The organism is Fibrobacter sp. UWH4, from assembly GCF_900142475.1.
GTDB lineage: Bacteria > Fibrobacterota > Fibrobacteria > Fibrobacterales > Fibrobacteraceae > Fibrobacter.
The window spans coordinates 325,723-342,499 of the sequence record NZ_FRAY01000004.1 but is presented as its reverse complement, the minus strand read 5'-3'; the positions used below and the strand labels follow the sequence as shown (position 1 = coordinate 342,499).

Sequence of the window (16,777 nt, the reverse complement as noted above, 5' to 3'; positions counted from 1 at the left end):
GGTATAATATAGTTAATAGTTTTAGGTGACTAATTACTATATTTCCCCTATAATGAATCAGGATCAAGAAAAAGAAGAATTGCCTTCCTGGCACCGTAAGACGCAAAAGGCGTGCCGCATTAACCGGATTATCATTATTTTGCAGATGGTGGCCGCGTTCGTGCTGGCGGGTGTCATTTGGTTTGGCGTTGAGCGTGTTGTCGGAAACTAGTCCATAATGAAATTTTTTATTCCAGCGATATTGTTTGCCCTGATTCTTGCGGGGTGTGCGAGCAAGCCGGCCGAGGTTTCTCCCGCCGTGGAACCCGTGGCGATGGAACAGGAACCGATTTCGTTTTCGGAAAGGGCTTTGAAGGAAAAGGTATCGGATTCGCTGTCGGTACGTCCGTCGTGGACCTATTACCAGTACGCCTTGCAGGCAATGGAAAACCAGGAATGGCTTTTGGCAAGGCATTACCTAGATGAGTCCTTGCGTCAGCTAGTTGCCGAAAAGTACGATTCCACTTACAGGAACGTGAGCGACCACGAGGATTCCCTTTACCGGGTCACGATGCCGATCCGTATTGTGCTGGCCCTGGACGAAGTTTACCCGAACGTAGCCGAACTCGGTGAAAATGCCGAGAATTACCTGCGCAATGATGTTTCTATCGAGGGTATTGACGCTCTCGACGAAAGTGCGGCGGATAGTGCCGCCCTGCAGGTGATTGAAAGTTTTCTCGATACGCTGGACGTGTCGCAGTTTACGCTCCCGGTGCAGTTCAACGAACGCGTGCTGCAGGAAATTTTTTACATGACGAATGCGGCCCGTAGCTTTACGGCTGGTTCGTTGAATCGAAAGACGGCTTACGATTCGTTGATTTATGCCCAGCTCGATGCGGCGAAAATGCCGCGCGACTTGATTTACCTTGCGTTGGTCGAATCGGGTTTCAAGGTAAAGGCGTACAGCCGCGCGAAGGCTTCTGGCATGTGGCAGTTTATTCCCGAGACGGGCAAACGCTACGGGCTCGAGGTGGACTACTGGGTGGATATGCGCCGCAATCCGGAGCTGGCGACGATGGCGGCCCTCAAGTATCTGAACCGTCTGCACGGTGAATTCAACGATTGGCTGCTGGCGATGGCCGCTTATAACTGCGGCGAGGGCCGCGTGCGTAGGCTTGTCCGCGAAATGCAGGAAGATACTACCCGCGATTCCACCCTTCCGATTACCTACTGGGACTTAGAACTTCCGAAGGAAACCATGCGCTATGTGCCGCGAATTCTAGCGGCGATGGTCATCGGGCATTATCCGGAACAGTACGAAATGACGGTCGAGAGAACGTACCGGCCCGATTTCGACACGGTGACAGTTTTCGATTCCTTTCCGCTCGAAGAAGTCGCAAAGCTCTTGAAGGTCAGCGAAGATACGCTCCGCAGCTTGAACATGGAACTGGTCAAGTGGTGTACTCCGCCGAACAGGGATTCCTACCTGTTGCGTTTGCCGGTGGGAACGCGATCCGCATTTGTCGAAGGCTACGACAAGATGGAAAAGAATAACTTCTCGAGCTGGCATCACCATAAAGTCCGCAAGGGCGAAAGCCTCGGCGTTATCGCCCGACAGTACGGCATCAAGGTCTCGGAACTGCAACAGGCGAACGATATGAAGGGTAGCCGCATCCGCGCCGGACAGTCTTTGCTGATTCCGATCAAGGTGACTCCCAAGGCGAAATCGAATGTAGGTAAGAAACCGGAAAAGGTGCGTACCTATGTCGTAAAATTAGGTGACAACCTGGCTTCGGTCGCGCGTAAGTTCGGCGTCTCGCAAGAAAGCCTTCGCACCTGGAATTCTATGGATGCGGCCGCATTTGTGAATGCGGGGGACACCTTGTTTGTCTCTAAACCGGAACTGAAACCCGCTGCCGAAGTTTCTCGTCCGAAACTTTCGAAGGGTGAAAAGTACGTGGTTCAGGAAGGCGACAATTTCGCCTCTATCGCCAAGGCCTACGATGTCCCTGTCGTGCTGCTGATGCAGGAAAACCAGGGATTTTCTCGCCGCCTGACCGTGGGGGATTCCTTGAAAATTCCTGAAATTGTTCGTAGTTCCAAGGCGACACTGAAAACGGCCAAGTCTGAATCAAAACCTTCAACCACCAAGGCCCCGAAGACTTCCAAGAATTCTACGGGAAAGGTGTCTGTCTATGTGGTTCAGTCCGGCGATAACCTGAGTGCCATTTCCCGCAAGTTCGGAACGACGGTTGCCAAGTTGCAGAGTCTGAACAATATGGGACAGTCCACTAATCTTAGTGTCGGGCAGCGCCTCAAGGTGAGTGGCGAACCCGAAGCCGATTTCAAGATTCACACCGTCAAAAAAGGCGAGGGTCTGTGGGACATCGCTCGCCAGTATAATGTGACTATTGAAGAGATCGTGAAGTGGAATGGACTGAACGATACCAAGCTGAAGGTCGGGGAACGCCTGAAAATTAAGCGCTAGAACAGCGTGATTCCAAGCGAAACGTAAGGCACGAAGTAAGTGTCGAAGTCCAGCATGAATTCGTCATCGTCCTTGTTGTCACCGGTTTTCCGCTCAAAGTAGGTGTGGAAGTATTCATGGCTGTTGCGGAATCCTGCCGAAAGGAAGAATCCGTGAAGTGCCGTGCGAATGCCTGCACCGTAGGCGTAGCCGTAAAGCACCGGAGACAGGAACTGTGTGTCGTCGGTAAAGAAGGTCTTGCCGAACAGGGCTCCGCCGAAGGCGTAGAGCTTGAGCATAAACTGATGGTTATAGCTCATAACGAGCGGAAGCGCAAAGTCAAAACCCAGCTGGAACAGCGCCGTGTGGATCTGATGGCGCCCGTCGATGTCGGAACTGCCGTAGGGGGCTTCGATGAGATCTTCCGTGAGGGCTTCGATGTCAGCCTCAACTTTGTCGCGGTTGCGCGGATGGTGGCTGATGCCCAGGTACTGGTAACCGGCCATTAGGTAGATGTCGAACCATTCGGTGAGCGGAAGGCTGCCCGATGCACCGTAGATGTAGGAATTGTCTATCGAAATGTCGTAATCCAGACCGTGGATTTTGTAGTCGTAGGTGACATTTTTCATCTTGACGTTGCCGAATTCCACGTAAGGGCCGAATGAACCTCGGTCTTCATATTTCATGTGTTCGCTTTTTTCGGCTGCGGCCATGGTCGTATCGACGACGAGTCGGTCCGCAAATGCCGCCCCGGTCATGAACATAATAAATGTTACAAAAAACTTATTCATACGAAATAAATGTAGTCTTTTTTGTAGGTGGCGTCATTCATGGGGAGCATATACAAACGAAAAGTTTAGCTACATTTTTCGCATGCGCTTATTGTCAAAGATTCTACTGCTCGGTGTAGCCCTTTCGGGTTTCGTGTTTGCCGATGCGATTAATCCGTCGGATCTCTCAAAGGGGGGCGCGGTGGCCCGTGACCAGCAGCTTTCCGAAATTCGCGATATAATGCGCGGTGGCCGTGGGGGTTACCTGGATATCGGTTTCCACTATTTGCCGTTCCGCACGCAGACCCCGCTCCAGAGTGAATACGGTAAGCACGATGGTTATGCGTTTAGGCATCATGCGGCGGTTTTCGGCTCGGGCGAGGTGGCTCCCGAGAAACATCTGGGGATGCTTTTGTGGCTGGAACGATCGGGTTGGGATGGCGAGGATTTTTTCTTCGTCCCGCAGTACAATGATTTTTCTATCCAACGGTCGATTGCGACTTGGGGTTTCTCGTTTACGGATTCCAAAACGGACTGGACGCTGGCTTTGGGTATGCAGCACCAGAATGTGGAACATGTAGGCAAGGTCTACCCGCACGAAAACGATTCGCTGCTTTACAGCTGGGCCCACTTGCGCTTTGGCAAGGCGAGTGCGCAGGCGAATTTTTACAAGACGGATTGGCGTCTTTTCCGCTTCTCGCTCGACTTGGAGAGCCGCGCCGTATACGGGGGCCGTTCTTCGGGACTGTTGACTTACTTGCCGAATGTATCTTTGGCGATGTATAATGCCGATGATGAATCTGATGTGGACTCGATGCGTGTGACTTGGGAACAGAACCTTTACGGCCAACAACTTTATGCGGAAGTTTCCTATGACTTGTCCGACGCGGGGTTCCATAGCGCGGCGCTTAAGTTTTATCCGGATCCGTCGCGTATGATCGGTTTCGAGGCAACCTGCCTGCGTAGGCATTTGTATAGCGGCTCCGAAGATTTCCTCTGGGGCGGTGCCATTGACTTGCTGTTTGTGCGTTTTGCCTATAATGCGGCCTACGACTATGAACATTTGTTTGGAACCAAGGGAACCTTTGTCGCCGAAATCAAGTTCAACCTGGCGACTGTCGACGGACTCCTGTTCAATCGCGGTGGAGCCAGGAGCGCTCCTCTCGAAACGAATGTCATCAAGATGGACCAGTCTTCGAAACACAGCGAAATTACGCCGCTGAATGCCGATAAGTCGGGAGCGACCAAGACCATCGAGGCGAAGGGAATCCGCTATGAAAAGTCGAATTCCGCTTCGAACGGAGGCGCAGTTGGTAGCCCTGCTAGCACGGAGGGTGGCAAGTGATGAAAAAGAGGTTTGGAAATTTATTTGTAATTGCCGCGGTCTTGGCGTGTGCTTTTTCGCTCACGGGTTGCCTGAGCCATTTGTTCGTCGATTCGACGACTAGGCTTCAGGTGGAAAATAAGACGGATTGGTATGTTGTCGGCTTCGGAATTCTTTCCGACGATGGCTCGTATTGGCCATGGGTGAAAGACACGATCGCCCCCGGTGAAAAGAGCCGCGTTTACGAAGAAGATTTCGTGGGCTCGTTCCATGTCCGTCTGCAGTTGGAAAAGGGGACGTGTTATGAGCCGGTTGCAGAAACCAAAGGTGCTTGCACGGGGGACTGTGTCCGTAACTGCTCCGTGACTTCGACGGAAGAATCTTTCTCGGTGGATTTTGACGGCGGCAGCTACTACATGGTGGTGAAAGAAGAAAAAGGCGAAATTAAGCTGGAATTCCGTTAGCAGGTCGTCTTCGACGAACGGGGTTCGCCTGAGTTGCAGGATTCTGCTGTCAAAATAAGTGCTGGATTCCGTCACTCGCTCCGCTCGCTCCAGAATGACGAAGGTGGAAACGTCGTCCTTGGCTAACGGGGTTCGCTTGAGTTGCAGGATTCTGCTGTCAAAATAAGTGCTGGATTCCGTCACTCGCTCTGCTCGCTCCAGAATGACGAGGGTGGAAACGTCGTCCTTGGCTAACGGGGTTCGCTTGAATTGCAGGATTCTGCTGTCAAAGTAAGTGCTGGATTCCGTCACTCGCTCCGCTCGCTCCAGAATGACGAGGGTGGAAACGTCGTCATTGGCTCATTCCTGGTGACGTAAGCCGTAGCGTCATCCTCGACCAACGGGAGGGGATCCATGCAGTTTCTAAAGCGAAGTTTGGGGAAAGCCATTCCATTTCCCTGAGTCTACTTTACTAAATTAAGTCCCAGTGCAGATTACAAAACTAAAGATTTTTGGCTTTAAGTCCTTTGCCCAGAGGACCGAAATCAACTTCCCCACGAAGGGTCTTACGGCCGTGGTGGGGCCGAACGGGTGCGGTAAGTCGAACATTACCGACGCTATCCGCTGGGTTCTGGGTGAACAGAAGGCTGCATCCCTCCGTATGAGCAAGATGCAGGACGTGATTTTTAGCGGTACCGAAGAACGTGCCGCCATGAGCCTTGCCGAAGTTTCCATTGTCATCGATAACAGCGACGGCACCCTGAATTCTGAATATTCCGAAGTGATTGTGACCCGCCGCGTGCACCGTGACGGTTCGGGCGAGTACCTGATCAACAACCAGGAATGCCGCCTGCGCGACGTGCATGCCTTGCTTTTTGACTCGGGTCTCGGTTCCAGTACCTATTCGCAGATGAACGCCGACATGATCAAGGCGGTTCTTTCTGACAAGGCCGACGACCGCCGCGTGCTGTTCGAAGAAGCCGCCGGCGTGAGCAAGTACAAGCAGCAGCGCAAGGAAACCCGCCGCCAGCTTGAACGCGTGCAGATGGATATGGAACGTGTGGAAGACAACCTGCGCAGCGTGCGCCGTTCCGTAAAACTGTACGAGACCCAGGCCGAAAAGGTCAACGAATTTAAGCGTCTCAGCAAGCGCCTGCGCGAACTGGACCTCTCGGTCAGTATCGACAAGTTCGAGGACATGAAAGAGGGGCTTGCTACCCTCGATACCGCGACCCGCCGTCTGAACCACGATGTGGAGAATTCGAAGACCAACGCCACGGTACTTCAGACAAAGATTGACGAAAAGAAGCTGTTGATTGCCGAAGACGAAAACGCCTACCGCGACTTGGAACGCGAGGTGCATAAGGCGACCATCGAGCTCAACGACTTGAATAACAGCATGGGCCGCATTCGCGATACGATTTCGAACTTGGAAGCCGCGAACGAAAAGTCCCAGGAAGAAATTGACCGTAACACGGGCAAGGTGCAGGAACTCCTTTCTGAACGCGCCCGTTTGGAAGAAGAAAATGCGGTGCTCAGTTCCGACAGCGACGTGGACGAAATGAACGCGCTGCTGGAGCGTGAACGCGAAATTTTGCAGGTCATGCGCGACAAGGTGGATGACCTGCGTACCCAGTCAAGGGAACTTGCGAACGAACGCCTGCAGAAGACGAACCAGGTGAACTCCCTCAAGAGCCGTTTCGAGCGTATGGACGCCGAATCGGGCCTGTTGCAGGCGAACCTCGCCAAGTGGCGTAGCGAAATGGAACAGGTGCAGTCGCAGAAGGCGAGCGCCGAATCGGCCCTGGCAGATATTAACGCTGGCCTTGAAGCCGCCGATGCTGACCTGGAACGCCTCACGGAACAGCGCTCGACGCGCGAAGAGCGACTCGATGCCGAACGCGCCGACTTGCTCGAAGCCCAGAAGAAGCTGCAGGAACTGAAGAACGAGGTGGCAAGGCTCACCTCAAGAATTGACGTTTTACAGAGCGTTGCCAACGAGGGCACCGACGCTAGCCGCTGGCTCATGGAGCATAAGGCGGACCTGGTGGGCGGGCTCCTGTCGGAACGTATCGAAGCCGCTCCCGAATATGCCGCTCAAGTGGAGGCCGCCCTCGGTGACTTGATGGATGCCGTGGTCGTTGCTAGCGACGATGCTGCCATTGCCGCGGTGGATGCCATGAAGGGCGAAAACGTAGGCAAGGCGGTGCTCGCGCTGGTGGGTGCCGGTGCCGAACCCTACTCGGGCACGCTCCAGGGCGATGGCGTTGTAGGTTGCCTTAAAGATTACGTGACTGCCGACGAACAGATTGCAGGCTGGCTCAAGGCGCTGCTTTCTCGTTATTTTGTCGTAGATTCGCTCTCGACGGCGGTGCGCCTTGCGCGAGCCATGCGCGGCGAAGACCTCTGCTTTGTGGCGCCCGAAGGCATTGTGCGTACGAGCGGTCTGATGAGCAGCGGTACGGCAACGTCTGGAACGCTCAGCCGCAAGAACGAAATTGCCGAGGCGAACAGCCTGTTGGAAGGCGTGAACCTCGAAGTGGCCCAAGCCGAAGAAGAAATTGGCCGCTTGCAGGATTTGGTCGACGAAGACACGCAGATGCTTGCCTCGCTGGTCGACGAAATCCGCGAAAAAGAAGATATGAAGCGCGGCGGAAACGCCGGCATTTCGATCCAGAATAACATTATCGCCGGTTGCGACCGCAGACTTTCGCAGTTGCAGGGCGAAATGCAGAACGCCGAATCCAAGATTCAGGCGGCAGAAGCCTCTAAGAACAGCGACCAGGAACTCATGGACGCCCAGGCTTCTCTCGAAAAGATCGAAGAAGAATATTCCCGCGTGAACGACGAACTTTCGGAACAGGATACGATGTTCCGCGAAAAAGAAGAAGACGTTCGCGAACTGGAGCGCAGCGCCCAGGACAAGACGGCAAAGCTCACGCAGAATACGAACCGCCTGAATTACATCGCCGAACAGGTGGAATTCCTGGAAAATGCAATTCAGGGCCGTAAGGCTGAAATTGAAAAGAACCAGGCCGCCATCCAGAAGAACGAGGAAGACGGCAGGGGTGTCGCTGACCAGGTGCAGAGCAAGGATTCAGCCTTGCGCGAACTCGAAAACCAGCGCGATTTGGCCCGTGAAAAGTACGAACTTGTCTCGGGCGACCTCGAAGAATGGCGCAGCGAAGTCAACCGTCTCCGCGACGACATGATCGAGAAGATGAAGGAATTGAACGATGTGGGCCGCAGGCAGGAAGCCTTGCAGGCAAACCTCGACCGCCTCACCGAACGCATCACCAACGAATACAGCGTGGACCTTGCGAACCCCGACGACATCGAGCGCGTGGAATATAGCCAGCCCGAAGCCGACCGTGAAATTCGCGAACTCCGCGGAAAGATCAAGGAACTGGGCCCCATCAACGTGAACGTGATGGAAGACTACGAAGACGAAAAGAAACGTCTGTTGGAAGTGGAAGCGCAGTTCGACGATCTGGACCGTGCCCGCGCCTCGCTTGACCGCACCATCACCAAGCTCGACGACATTGCCCGCAACCGTTACCTCGATACGTTTGCCCGCATCCAGAAGAACTTCCAGTTCGTGTTCAGCAAGCTGTTCCTGAACGGCGAAACCAAGATGAGCCTTGTCGAGAAGGTGGACGAAATGGGCAAGCCCATGGATATCCTCGACGCCGACATCGAAATCAACGTGCGCCCCACGGGTAAGAAGATGCGCGGTATCAAGGCGCTTTCCGGTGGTGAACACGCCCTGACTGCAACGGCCTTGCTGTTTGCCATTTACATGGAAAAGCCGTCGCCGTACTGCGTGCTGGACGAAGTCGACGGCCCGCTCGATGACGCTAACGTGGGCCGCTTCATGGCGCTGCTCCGCGAATTCAGCAAGCAGACCTTGTTCATCGTGGTGACGCATAACAAGCGTACCATGGCCGAAGCCGACATGCTCTACGGCGTGACGCAGGAAATCAAGGGTATTTCTCGCATTGCCAGCGTGCAGCTCGCCGACGCGACTAAATTTGCAATTTAATCTTTTGCTCGGTTCGTCCGAGCTTTTCTCTTATAAAAAACATCCCCGCATTTGCGGGGATGTTTTCATGTTCTAGTACAAATTCTATTCGCGGGTCTGGCAGCCTTCATTGATAAGGATCCATTTCTTGGAACTTTCGCAATAAGAATAAACGTCAAATTCAAATACGCAGAGCCCTTCATGATTCGGGCTAAACGCTTCGCAATATTCTTCCGCAGTTTCTGCTTTCTTATAACCTTGTTCTGTATTTACGTAGTATTCCGTTTGTTCGTAATACTTAAGAGAAGGATCGTCTATATTACCTTCATGTTTGACAAATTCACAGGCGGAACCTGTAGAATGGTCTTCGCAATATACTGCCACAGATTGCCACGCGCTATCCAATTTGACGAAAGACTCGGTACCGACATGGCAGATTTTCTTGTCGGTATCCGTTTTGCATTCTATCTCATCCGATTCGCCACAGTGAGACATTCTAGAAGAACTAGTCGGATTGTCAAGATACCCGCCATATGTCAAATTTTCACCTTTATTTTCGCAGTACTCATCAAAAATAATCCACTGATACATGAATGATTCATCCTTGTACGCACAGACATAGGTTGCGCTTTCTTTGGTAACAGTTGCATCTTCGTTATCGCTGTAGCAAATCTGGTCGAGAGCAATGTCTGTGGAGGCGTCAACCCACTTACCATTATTTCTTTCGACTCCTTTAGCTATAGAGCACTTGAAACTGTGGCTTTCACCATCCGTGAGGGTTTCGCTCTTAATGTCTGCAATGTTTTTAGTATTACCTCTATCGGTATCGCAATTATCAAACTTGGCGTTAAGGTACTCATTTTCATTAATTTCTTTCCAATCTGTGGAGGAAGAACTTACGGGGATTCCTTCTGCGTTACCATTATTAAGACATCCATAGTATGCGTCACCGACTATAGCGACATCTTTTATTCGATTTCTTGTGCAAATTCCAAGCGTTGCGTTTTCATCCAAATCGCTTGCTTTAACCCAAGAGTATCCGCTGGAAAAACCTCCAGAAATGTAGTTACACTTGTATTTTTCCCCTCCGTAAACTGCTACTTCGGTTTGATTCTTCATCTTATCTTCATCGCATTTGCCATAGATATCCTCAAGGGTAAGTTCACGCCATTCATGGATATGGTTACCGTCGTTGTCTGTATATTCAGAATTTTCTTCACAAACATATTCATAACCGGATGCAGTAACCACTTTTTCATTGACATAGCCATAATGGCAAGCTTTACCTAAATACGAGTCATCCCAACCAGCAGCGATCCATTCGTATTTTTTTTCGTTATCAAGGTAATCACACTTATAATGTTCGGAACCATTTTCTTCCTTGACGATTCCCTTTCCCATCACGGTTTTTGTACATGTACTATATTTCTCATCCAACTCATTTTTCACTCTCCATTGGGAGCCATCGCATACAAAGGTATTTTTGCTTGTAGTCGTGGCAAGTTTCGCATTCTTGGTGTCGAACAGCTTTTCTTCGCCAGCGTTGTCGACATCGCACACACCGAGGTAAAGTTTGGAATTCGGATTGTTAGCCTGTTCTTCCGGGGTCATGCCGTCCTGTTCAGAATATTCTCCGGAAGAACTCGAAGAACTAGGATCACCAGGCACAAGTCCAAGATTATTGCAAGCAGTAGAATCAGGCAGATTACATTTCTCTCTGACACACTCATACTCTTGAATTTCCCCGTCAAAGAATGCCGATCCCTTATCGCCTTCACTACGGCCCAAGCATACATTGTCAGTATATTGCCAGCCGCAGTTTCCATTGTCGCATACACAAACGGCATTATCATCAAGACCATCAAAGCTATAGAAGAAGGTCGAATTAACTGCGTTTTCATCGCAATCTTTTTCCACCGTTGCAACACCTACAGCCCAAAGTGTTACAGGATACCAAACTTGTTCGTTTTCGATATATTCAAAGTAATGGAAATATCCCCCTTTGACATCAGACTTATACACCTTGCTGCTATAGCCAGACGGATCATTGAAAACCTTTGCGTCTTCGACTTTAAGCTTATAGGCTTCCACAAATCCATTCTGCAAAATCTTGTAATAGACGGCATCCGTACCACTCCAGACATTCGTTTCAGCAGTAGAGTCGCCATGCTGCATTTGGTTCCACTTGAAGAAGTTCGCGTCGATAAGCAAAGCGAGGTAGTCTACAAAGAACATGCTGTGTTCCTTGCCTGCGTAAGTCGTATTGACGGCGGTGTTAAAGTTGCCGTTTTCGGCAAAGACATTGCGGAAAGCGTTATAGACCGGGTTAAAGCCCGGAGTCTTGTCCTTTTGGTCAATGAGGGCCATCACCCACACGATGCTGTTGAAATTTTCGGCCAGGCCAATCTGATCGGGGGCATAATGTTCGAAAGACGGATATTCTTCGCTGTTTTCCAAATAAAGGGCACCGGCAAGTTCCTTGTTTGCCTGCTCGTTTGCAACACCAAAACCATTACCATCGTCAACCAACTTCTTTACGCGGGCTGCCTTGTAGTCGGTCAAGAAGTCGATGACAACCGTATCGGAAGCATCGGACAAGTCTGCATAGGCGTTGTAAATGACATCCGTTGCGTTCGAGCCAAATCCGCCAAAGGCGCCGAAAGCGTTGTTGGTCAAGTTCAGCTTGACGCGGAGCTTCACAACCGGGGTAGTAAGGTTCGTGATGTCGAGATCCCCTTCGAGGCGTGCGACCTTGTATTCCACCGTCTTTTCGTTAGTTTCTTCGATTGTCACAAAGGATTTATTGGCAGAGGCGAACAAGTCCTGCATAAACACCTTGCCGCTCGGGGCGAACTTTTCGTCAAGGTCCGTCACGGTAAGTTCTGCATTATCGCCACCCTTGAGGTTTTTCCAGATTTCTTCATAGATGTCGTCAGTTTTTGTTTCCTTACTGGCCTGCACCGGGAAACGCACGACAACATGCTTCCTGTACACCTTGGCGAGGTTCTCGTTCACGGGCGTGAACGGAATTTCCATCTTGGTTTCGGCTTCGCCACACTTGATTGTCACGGTGATGATAGCCGTTTCGTCGTTGCGTTCCGTATTGACGATGGCGCAAGACCTATCTTCAAGTTCTGCATTCCAGCTGCTGTAGGCGTCGTTGAACCTGTTGTCGATATCTTCGCCGAACTTGTCCGTTGCAGAGCTCAGGTTCTTGAGGGCGTCATCGATGTCCTTCTGGTTCTTGGCAGAAGCGCTGCTCAACCCCTTCAAAGCGTTTTCGATATCCTTTTGGTTCATAGCAGAAGCGGAACTCAAGTACTTGAGGGCTTCGTCAACATCCTTTTGGCTTTTGCTGGAGAAGGCGCTCAAGGCGTCCTTAATGGATTTGTTGATGGCTGCGGTATCAACGCTTACTCCGTCTTTACCGTCCTTGCCGTCGACTCCGTCCTTACCATCGGTACCGTCCTTGCCGTCGACTCCGTCTTTACCGTCGTCGCCGTCCTTGCCGTTGATGCCGTCCTTACCGTCGTCACTGTCCTTGCCGTTATTGATAATTCCGATGGTATCACCGTCGCAAACAATGGCAAAGCCGGACTTGTCTTTCAGTTCCTTGGATTCGCAACGATACTGGATGGCTTCTTGGTCGCTCATGGCGACCCATTCGCCTTCGGAACAGATGTACATCGTGGCTTCGGGCTTCACGAAGCTCATAGAGCCTTCGGTTTTGTCGTTACAGTCCTCGGGGTTCAGTTCTGTTACGAGATTGAGATTTTCGTTGGAAGCGATTTCTTCGTTGCTACAAGATATAGCGCAGATTGTGAATGCTGCACACATTGCAGCCGTTGAAAGGCACTTGAAATTCACCTTATTCTCCTTTGTTCTGTTTTTTTTGCATACAAAGATAGAAAAGTTTGTTTTACATTTGTTGTTGATTTTTATTTTTTGAGAAAAAAGAAGTAGTCTGTTATCTTTAATAATGTTATTTCTATTTTATCGGTATTGAATATGGTTGATCGTGTGATTGCCTCTCTCAAGGGTTTTATTTTTGCAGCCCTTTCGGCTATTTGCTATGGCACGAATCCGCTGGGTGCGCTCCACTTGTATGCACAGAACTATTCGCCCGAGACGGTGCTTTTTTACCGATTCTTTACGGCGGCATTGTTGCTGATGGTCGTCATGCTTTCCAAGGGCTCGCACTTTAAAATTTCGTTTCGCGAGTTCCGTGCGCTTGTGGCGTTCGGCTTCTTGTTTGCCGCGAGTTCACTCACGTATTACGCCTCGTTCAAGTACATGGACGCAGGCCTTGCCTCGACGCTCTTGTTCCTTTATCCGCTCGAAGTCTCGGTGCTCATGGCGGTTTTCTTCAAGGAAAAAATCAAGGTTTGGACGGTTGTTTCTATTGCGGTTTCTATGGTGGGCATAGCCCTCTTGTACCGCGGGGGAGATGGCGCAACGCTCAGTACGGTGGGGTGCCTGCTCGTGTTCCTGTCGTCCATCAGTTACGCCATTTACATAGTGATGGTAAATCGCGTCAACTTGCAGATGGGTTCGGTCAAGATGACTTTTTACGCCATCTGCTTTTGCATGTTCTTTTTGTTGCTTTACTCGGTGACGCTCGGTTCGGGCCTCCCGCCAGTGTTTACGCAGGCAAGTTCGTGGGGCTGGGGCTTTATGCTCGGCCTTGTGCCGACGGTGCTCTCGCTCATTTTCATGGTGAAGGCGGTGCGTATCGTGGGTTCTACGCCGACGGCGATATTGGGCGCTCTGGAGCCTGTGACCGCCGTGACGATTGGCGTGACTGTGTTTGCCGAAACTCTGACGACGCGCATTATGGCGGGCATCATCTTGATCCTTTGTTCCACCATTTTGATTGCCGTAAAGAAATAAACCGTTAGTTTACTATAATTACCGATATGCTTCGTTTGTTCTTGATTTTTTTGATGTTGGTTGTCTCTGTTTCGCTGACCTCGTGCGATAGTGGAACCTTGAATCCGTCTCTGGAGGGGTACGATCCCGATGGCAGGTGCAGTGCCGGGAAAAATCAGATTTTGCCAGAGGAAGAGTGGGACTCTTTGCAGGTCCGTTGCGATACGGTCTTTATTCGCGATACGGTGATTGTCTATGGCGATACCGTTTATGAAGATACGGTGGTTACAAAACATGACTATATCGGCTTCAAGTATTTTGACCGGTATACCGAGGACTACGATACGCTTGTGGGAATTCGCGTTGATGAACGTCCTGGGGCGTCTTATCGTTGTGGCCATCCTCCTGTTTATTGTGAACTGGATTCCTTGCAAAAAACATTTAGTTGCCAAACAGGCATAGGTTGTTATGGCGTCATGTATTCAACTGAACTCTCTCAATCACGAGTGGTGGCGTACCCGAATCCACCGATTGTTTATGTTCCTGAAGGGCATGTGATGGGTTCCATGTTGTGTAATCGTTCCGGTTACAAGTGTGTGCACGACCGGGTTTATCGCGATACGATGTATTTGCCGACACTCTATAAGGACGTTTACGATACGACCTTCCTGAATTATGGTCGTGATGCCTGGACGGACTATCTTCCGGCTGTCAATGCGCCCCCTTTCGATACTTCTGCATTCCGCAAGGCGCTCGATACGCTGGATACCCGAAAACCGATTTTTGGAATGGATTCCTTGTTTACGGGATACTTTATTACGGTAGAAGGCTTGCCTGAATGGGCGGAAAAAGGCCACCGGAGCCTTTGTACAAAACAAGGGGACAAGACCGTGTGTACAACAGCCGTTGTGGCGTCTCTTTTGGGCAGTTACCCGACTGCTTATGAAAGGGAGCCGTTCTTTCTCGAAAATAGGCTGGAATCGCCGCTCAAAAAAGATACCGTTATCACTTGGGTGTTACGGTACAATTATCTCGGAAGCTTAGGCCATCATGATTCGCTGACCGTAACGACCCTGTTTAAAGGTATGTGAGCGACGCGGCAATCTAATCTTGAACGGTATCGCTAAATTTTTTTACTACATTAGAATTATGCAGTGCACATGCTCCGTTTGCAACAAGGAATTTAACGACAAGGTCGGAATGTCACCGATGCAGAGTAATCTTGCCATTCGTTACCGTAATAAGGTCGGCAACATTTGTCCCGATTGTCAGGCGGAAATTGCCTCGACAAAGCGGGGCCGCTGGCGCCTGTTCTTCTGGAACTTGAAGGTCGCGCTCTATTGCTTGCGTTTCCTCTTGATTTTTGCAATCCCGTTTATTGCGCTAATCGTTGTCCTTGCGTTGTATGTTTTATAAGCTTAAGTCAACATCATCTACGACATTTTTTACTGATGTCATTCTCGACCGAAGGGAGGGAATCTATTTTAGAATGCCTATCTGGATTCTCCCCATTCGGGGATCATGCGCACTAAGGTTCCTGGTAACCAAGTGCTGTCCGTCGTCAGTCGCCTAAGGCTCCTTTCAAAATGACTATCGACTAACCACTAATCACTAACCACGGTCTATTATGGATTTTATTACACTTGCAAAAGAACGTTACAGCTGCCGCAAATTCAGCGACAAGGCTGTGGAACCCGAAAAACTCTCCCTCGTGCTTGAAGCGGGGCGCCTTTCTCCGACAGCCGTGAATGGCCAGCCGGTGACGGTGAAGGTACTCAAGTCCGAGACAGCCATTGCCAAGCTCCGCGGTATTACCCGCATGGCCTACAACGCCCCCGTGGTGCTCATGGTCTGCTACGACAAGGACAAGTGCTATTCTCCCGTGACTTACCACGACGATTTTGTGAGTGGCGACATGGATTCAAGCATCGTGACGACCTCGATGATGATGCAGGCCACCGACTTAGGTCTTGCGACCTTGTGGGCCCGTGGCTTCAACGCCTCTGAAATCGAACGCGCCTTCGACTTCCCGGCAAACCTGAAGCTTGCCTGCTTCTTGGATGTGGGCTACGCCGACCCCGCCGAAGGCGGCCCTTCGCCGCGCCACCCCGTGCGCAAGCCCATGAGCGAATTCGCAACAGAACTGTAAAAAACAAAGGCGGTCAAATGACCGCCTTTTGTATGAATTAGAATGTTTCGTTGATTGTAATTCCGCCTGTCAGGTAGCGGAGTACAAGCGTTTTTATTAAAGTTTGATAGTTTATTCCAAGGCGAGAAGCTTTTGCCTTCATGCCCTCGATGTCGTCGTCGTTCATACGAATCGTGATGTTGTGCGCAGTGCCCTTGATCGAGGCTTTGATTGCTTCCAGTTCTTCTTTCGGGACTGGCTTTGTGTCGCCGCGCTCAATAGCTTCCATCAGCGAACGTTCTTCGTCGTCTAACGGTTCATACTTTGAATCTGAGATTTCCATTTTCATACCTCCGCTGATAAACTCTGCTTGGAAAAGCCGTTTTAAGAAAGATTGTTCCATCCTGTTCAACAACAAATGGAACGCAATGTGCGTATCCGTTCACCAACACCACGAACATTTTCTGTCCTGGATGTCCTTCTTGGTTTGCGACTTCTTGAACATCGAATCGTTTCGCAATAATCTCTTGGCGAACATCTTCCATGTTGACACCATGTTTTTGCAAAACTCTTAGAGCCTTTTCCTCGTCAAACCTTACATTTGTATCTATAATATACATATATATCATTCTAAAGTCAATAACCTCAATTGCGATATATGCATAATTTTTTGGCGAAAAAGCCTGTCGCGGGCGAATAGAGACTGTCTCTATTCATATATATACACGCTTTTTTCTGGCGTTTGAATGCCATTTTCGATGTAAAAAGATGTTTGC

General features: G+C 50.5%; 13 protein-coding genes. 9 read left to right on the top strand and 4 right to left on the bottom strand.

Features of this window, described 5'->3' with window-relative positions:
• Positions 1–52 precede the first annotated feature (52 nt).
• Positions 53–211, top strand: coding sequence for a hypothetical protein (locus BUA93_RS16295; RefSeq protein ID WP_175547413.1), 159 nt, complete (start codon positions 53–55; stop codon positions 209–211).
• Between the two features lie 6 nt (positions 212–217).
• Positions 218–2,467, top strand: a complete 2,250-nt coding sequence (locus BUA93_RS09435) for a LysM peptidoglycan-binding domain-containing protein (RefSeq protein WP_072978896.1) — start codon at positions 218–220, stop codon at positions 2,465–2,467.
• Here BUA93_RS09435 and BUA93_RS09430 read toward each other — a convergent pair.
• Positions 2,464–3,237: a hypothetical protein gene (locus tag BUA93_RS09430; RefSeq protein WP_072978895.1), complete on the bottom strand. Its 774-nt coding sequence runs from the start codon at positions 3,235–3,237 to the stop codon at positions 2,464–2,466. The two genes, BUA93_RS09435 and BUA93_RS09430, sit on opposite strands and share 4 nt — an antisense overlap.
• 82 nt (positions 3,238–3,319) lie before the next feature.
• Between BUA93_RS09430 and BUA93_RS09425 the strand changes: the two genes are divergently transcribed.
• The 3 genes from BUA93_RS09425 to smc all read left to right on the top strand — a co-directional run bounded on the left by BUA93_RS09425 (position 3,320) and on the right by smc (position 9,025).
• Positions 3,320–4,561 (top strand): hypothetical protein, encoded by a 1,242-nt coding sequence (locus tag BUA93_RS09425; protein ID WP_072978894.1) that lies wholly within the window; start codon positions 3,320–3,322, stop codon positions 4,559–4,561.
• Positions 4,561–5,004 (top strand): hypothetical protein, encoded by a 444-nt coding sequence (locus BUA93_RS09420; protein ID WP_072978893.1) that lies wholly within the window; start codon positions 4,561–4,563, stop codon positions 5,002–5,004. The genes BUA93_RS09425 and BUA93_RS09420 overlap by 1 nt, the downstream gene beginning before the upstream one ends.
• A gap of 466 nt (positions 5,005–5,470) precedes the next feature.
• Positions 5,471–9,025 (top strand): chromosome segregation protein SMC, encoded by a 3,555-nt coding sequence (smc, locus tag BUA93_RS09415; protein ID WP_072978892.1) that lies wholly within the window; start codon positions 5,471–5,473, stop codon positions 9,023–9,025.
• Positions 9,026–9,109: 84 nt separating this feature from the next.
• On the opposite strand, the gene BUA93_RS16285 is transcribed toward smc, so the two are convergent.
• On the bottom strand, positions 9,110–12,871 hold the full coding sequence (locus BUA93_RS16285) for a hypothetical protein (protein WP_254793926.1): 3,762 nt from the start codon (positions 12,869–12,871) through the stop codon (positions 9,110–9,112).
• 141 nt (positions 12,872–13,012) lie between these two features.
• On the opposite strand from BUA93_RS16285, the gene BUA93_RS09405 reads away from it, so the two are divergent.
• The 4 genes from BUA93_RS09405 to BUA93_RS09390 all read left to right on the top strand — a co-directional run bounded on the left by BUA93_RS09405 (position 13,013) and on the right by BUA93_RS09390 (position 16,022).
• Entirely contained in the window at positions 13,013–13,894 is an 882-nt protein-coding gene (locus BUA93_RS09405) for an EamA family transporter (protein WP_072978890.1), read from the top strand.
• 26 nt (positions 13,895–13,920) lie between these two features.
• On the top strand, positions 13,921–14,964 hold the full coding sequence (locus BUA93_RS09400) for a hypothetical protein (RefSeq protein ID WP_072978889.1): 1,044 nt from the start codon (positions 13,921–13,923) through the stop codon (positions 14,962–14,964).
• Positions 14,965–15,022: 58 nt separating this feature from the next.
• Complete coding sequence (locus BUA93_RS09395) at positions 15,023–15,289, top strand: hypothetical protein (protein ID WP_139257932.1); 267 nt, start codon at positions 15,023–15,025, stop codon at positions 15,287–15,289.
• Positions 15,290–15,500: 211 nt separating this feature from the next.
• Entirely contained in the window at positions 15,501–16,022 is a 522-nt protein-coding gene (locus BUA93_RS09390) for a nitroreductase family protein (RefSeq protein ID WP_072978887.1), read from the top strand.
• 37 nt (positions 16,023–16,059) lie between these two features.
• On the opposite strand, the gene BUA93_RS09385 is transcribed toward BUA93_RS09390, so the two are convergent.
• Both BUA93_RS09385 and BUA93_RS09380 read right to left on the bottom strand, forming a co-directional pair.
• Entirely contained in the window at positions 16,060–16,344 is a 285-nt protein-coding gene (locus BUA93_RS09385) for a hypothetical protein (RefSeq protein ID WP_139257931.1), read from the bottom strand.
• Positions 16,319–16,621 (bottom strand): hypothetical protein, encoded by a 303-nt coding sequence (locus BUA93_RS09380; protein WP_072979001.1) that lies wholly within the window; start codon positions 16,619–16,621, stop codon positions 16,319–16,321. The genes BUA93_RS09385 and BUA93_RS09380 overlap by 26 nt, the downstream gene beginning before the upstream one ends.
• Positions 16,622–16,777: the final 156 nt, after the last annotated feature.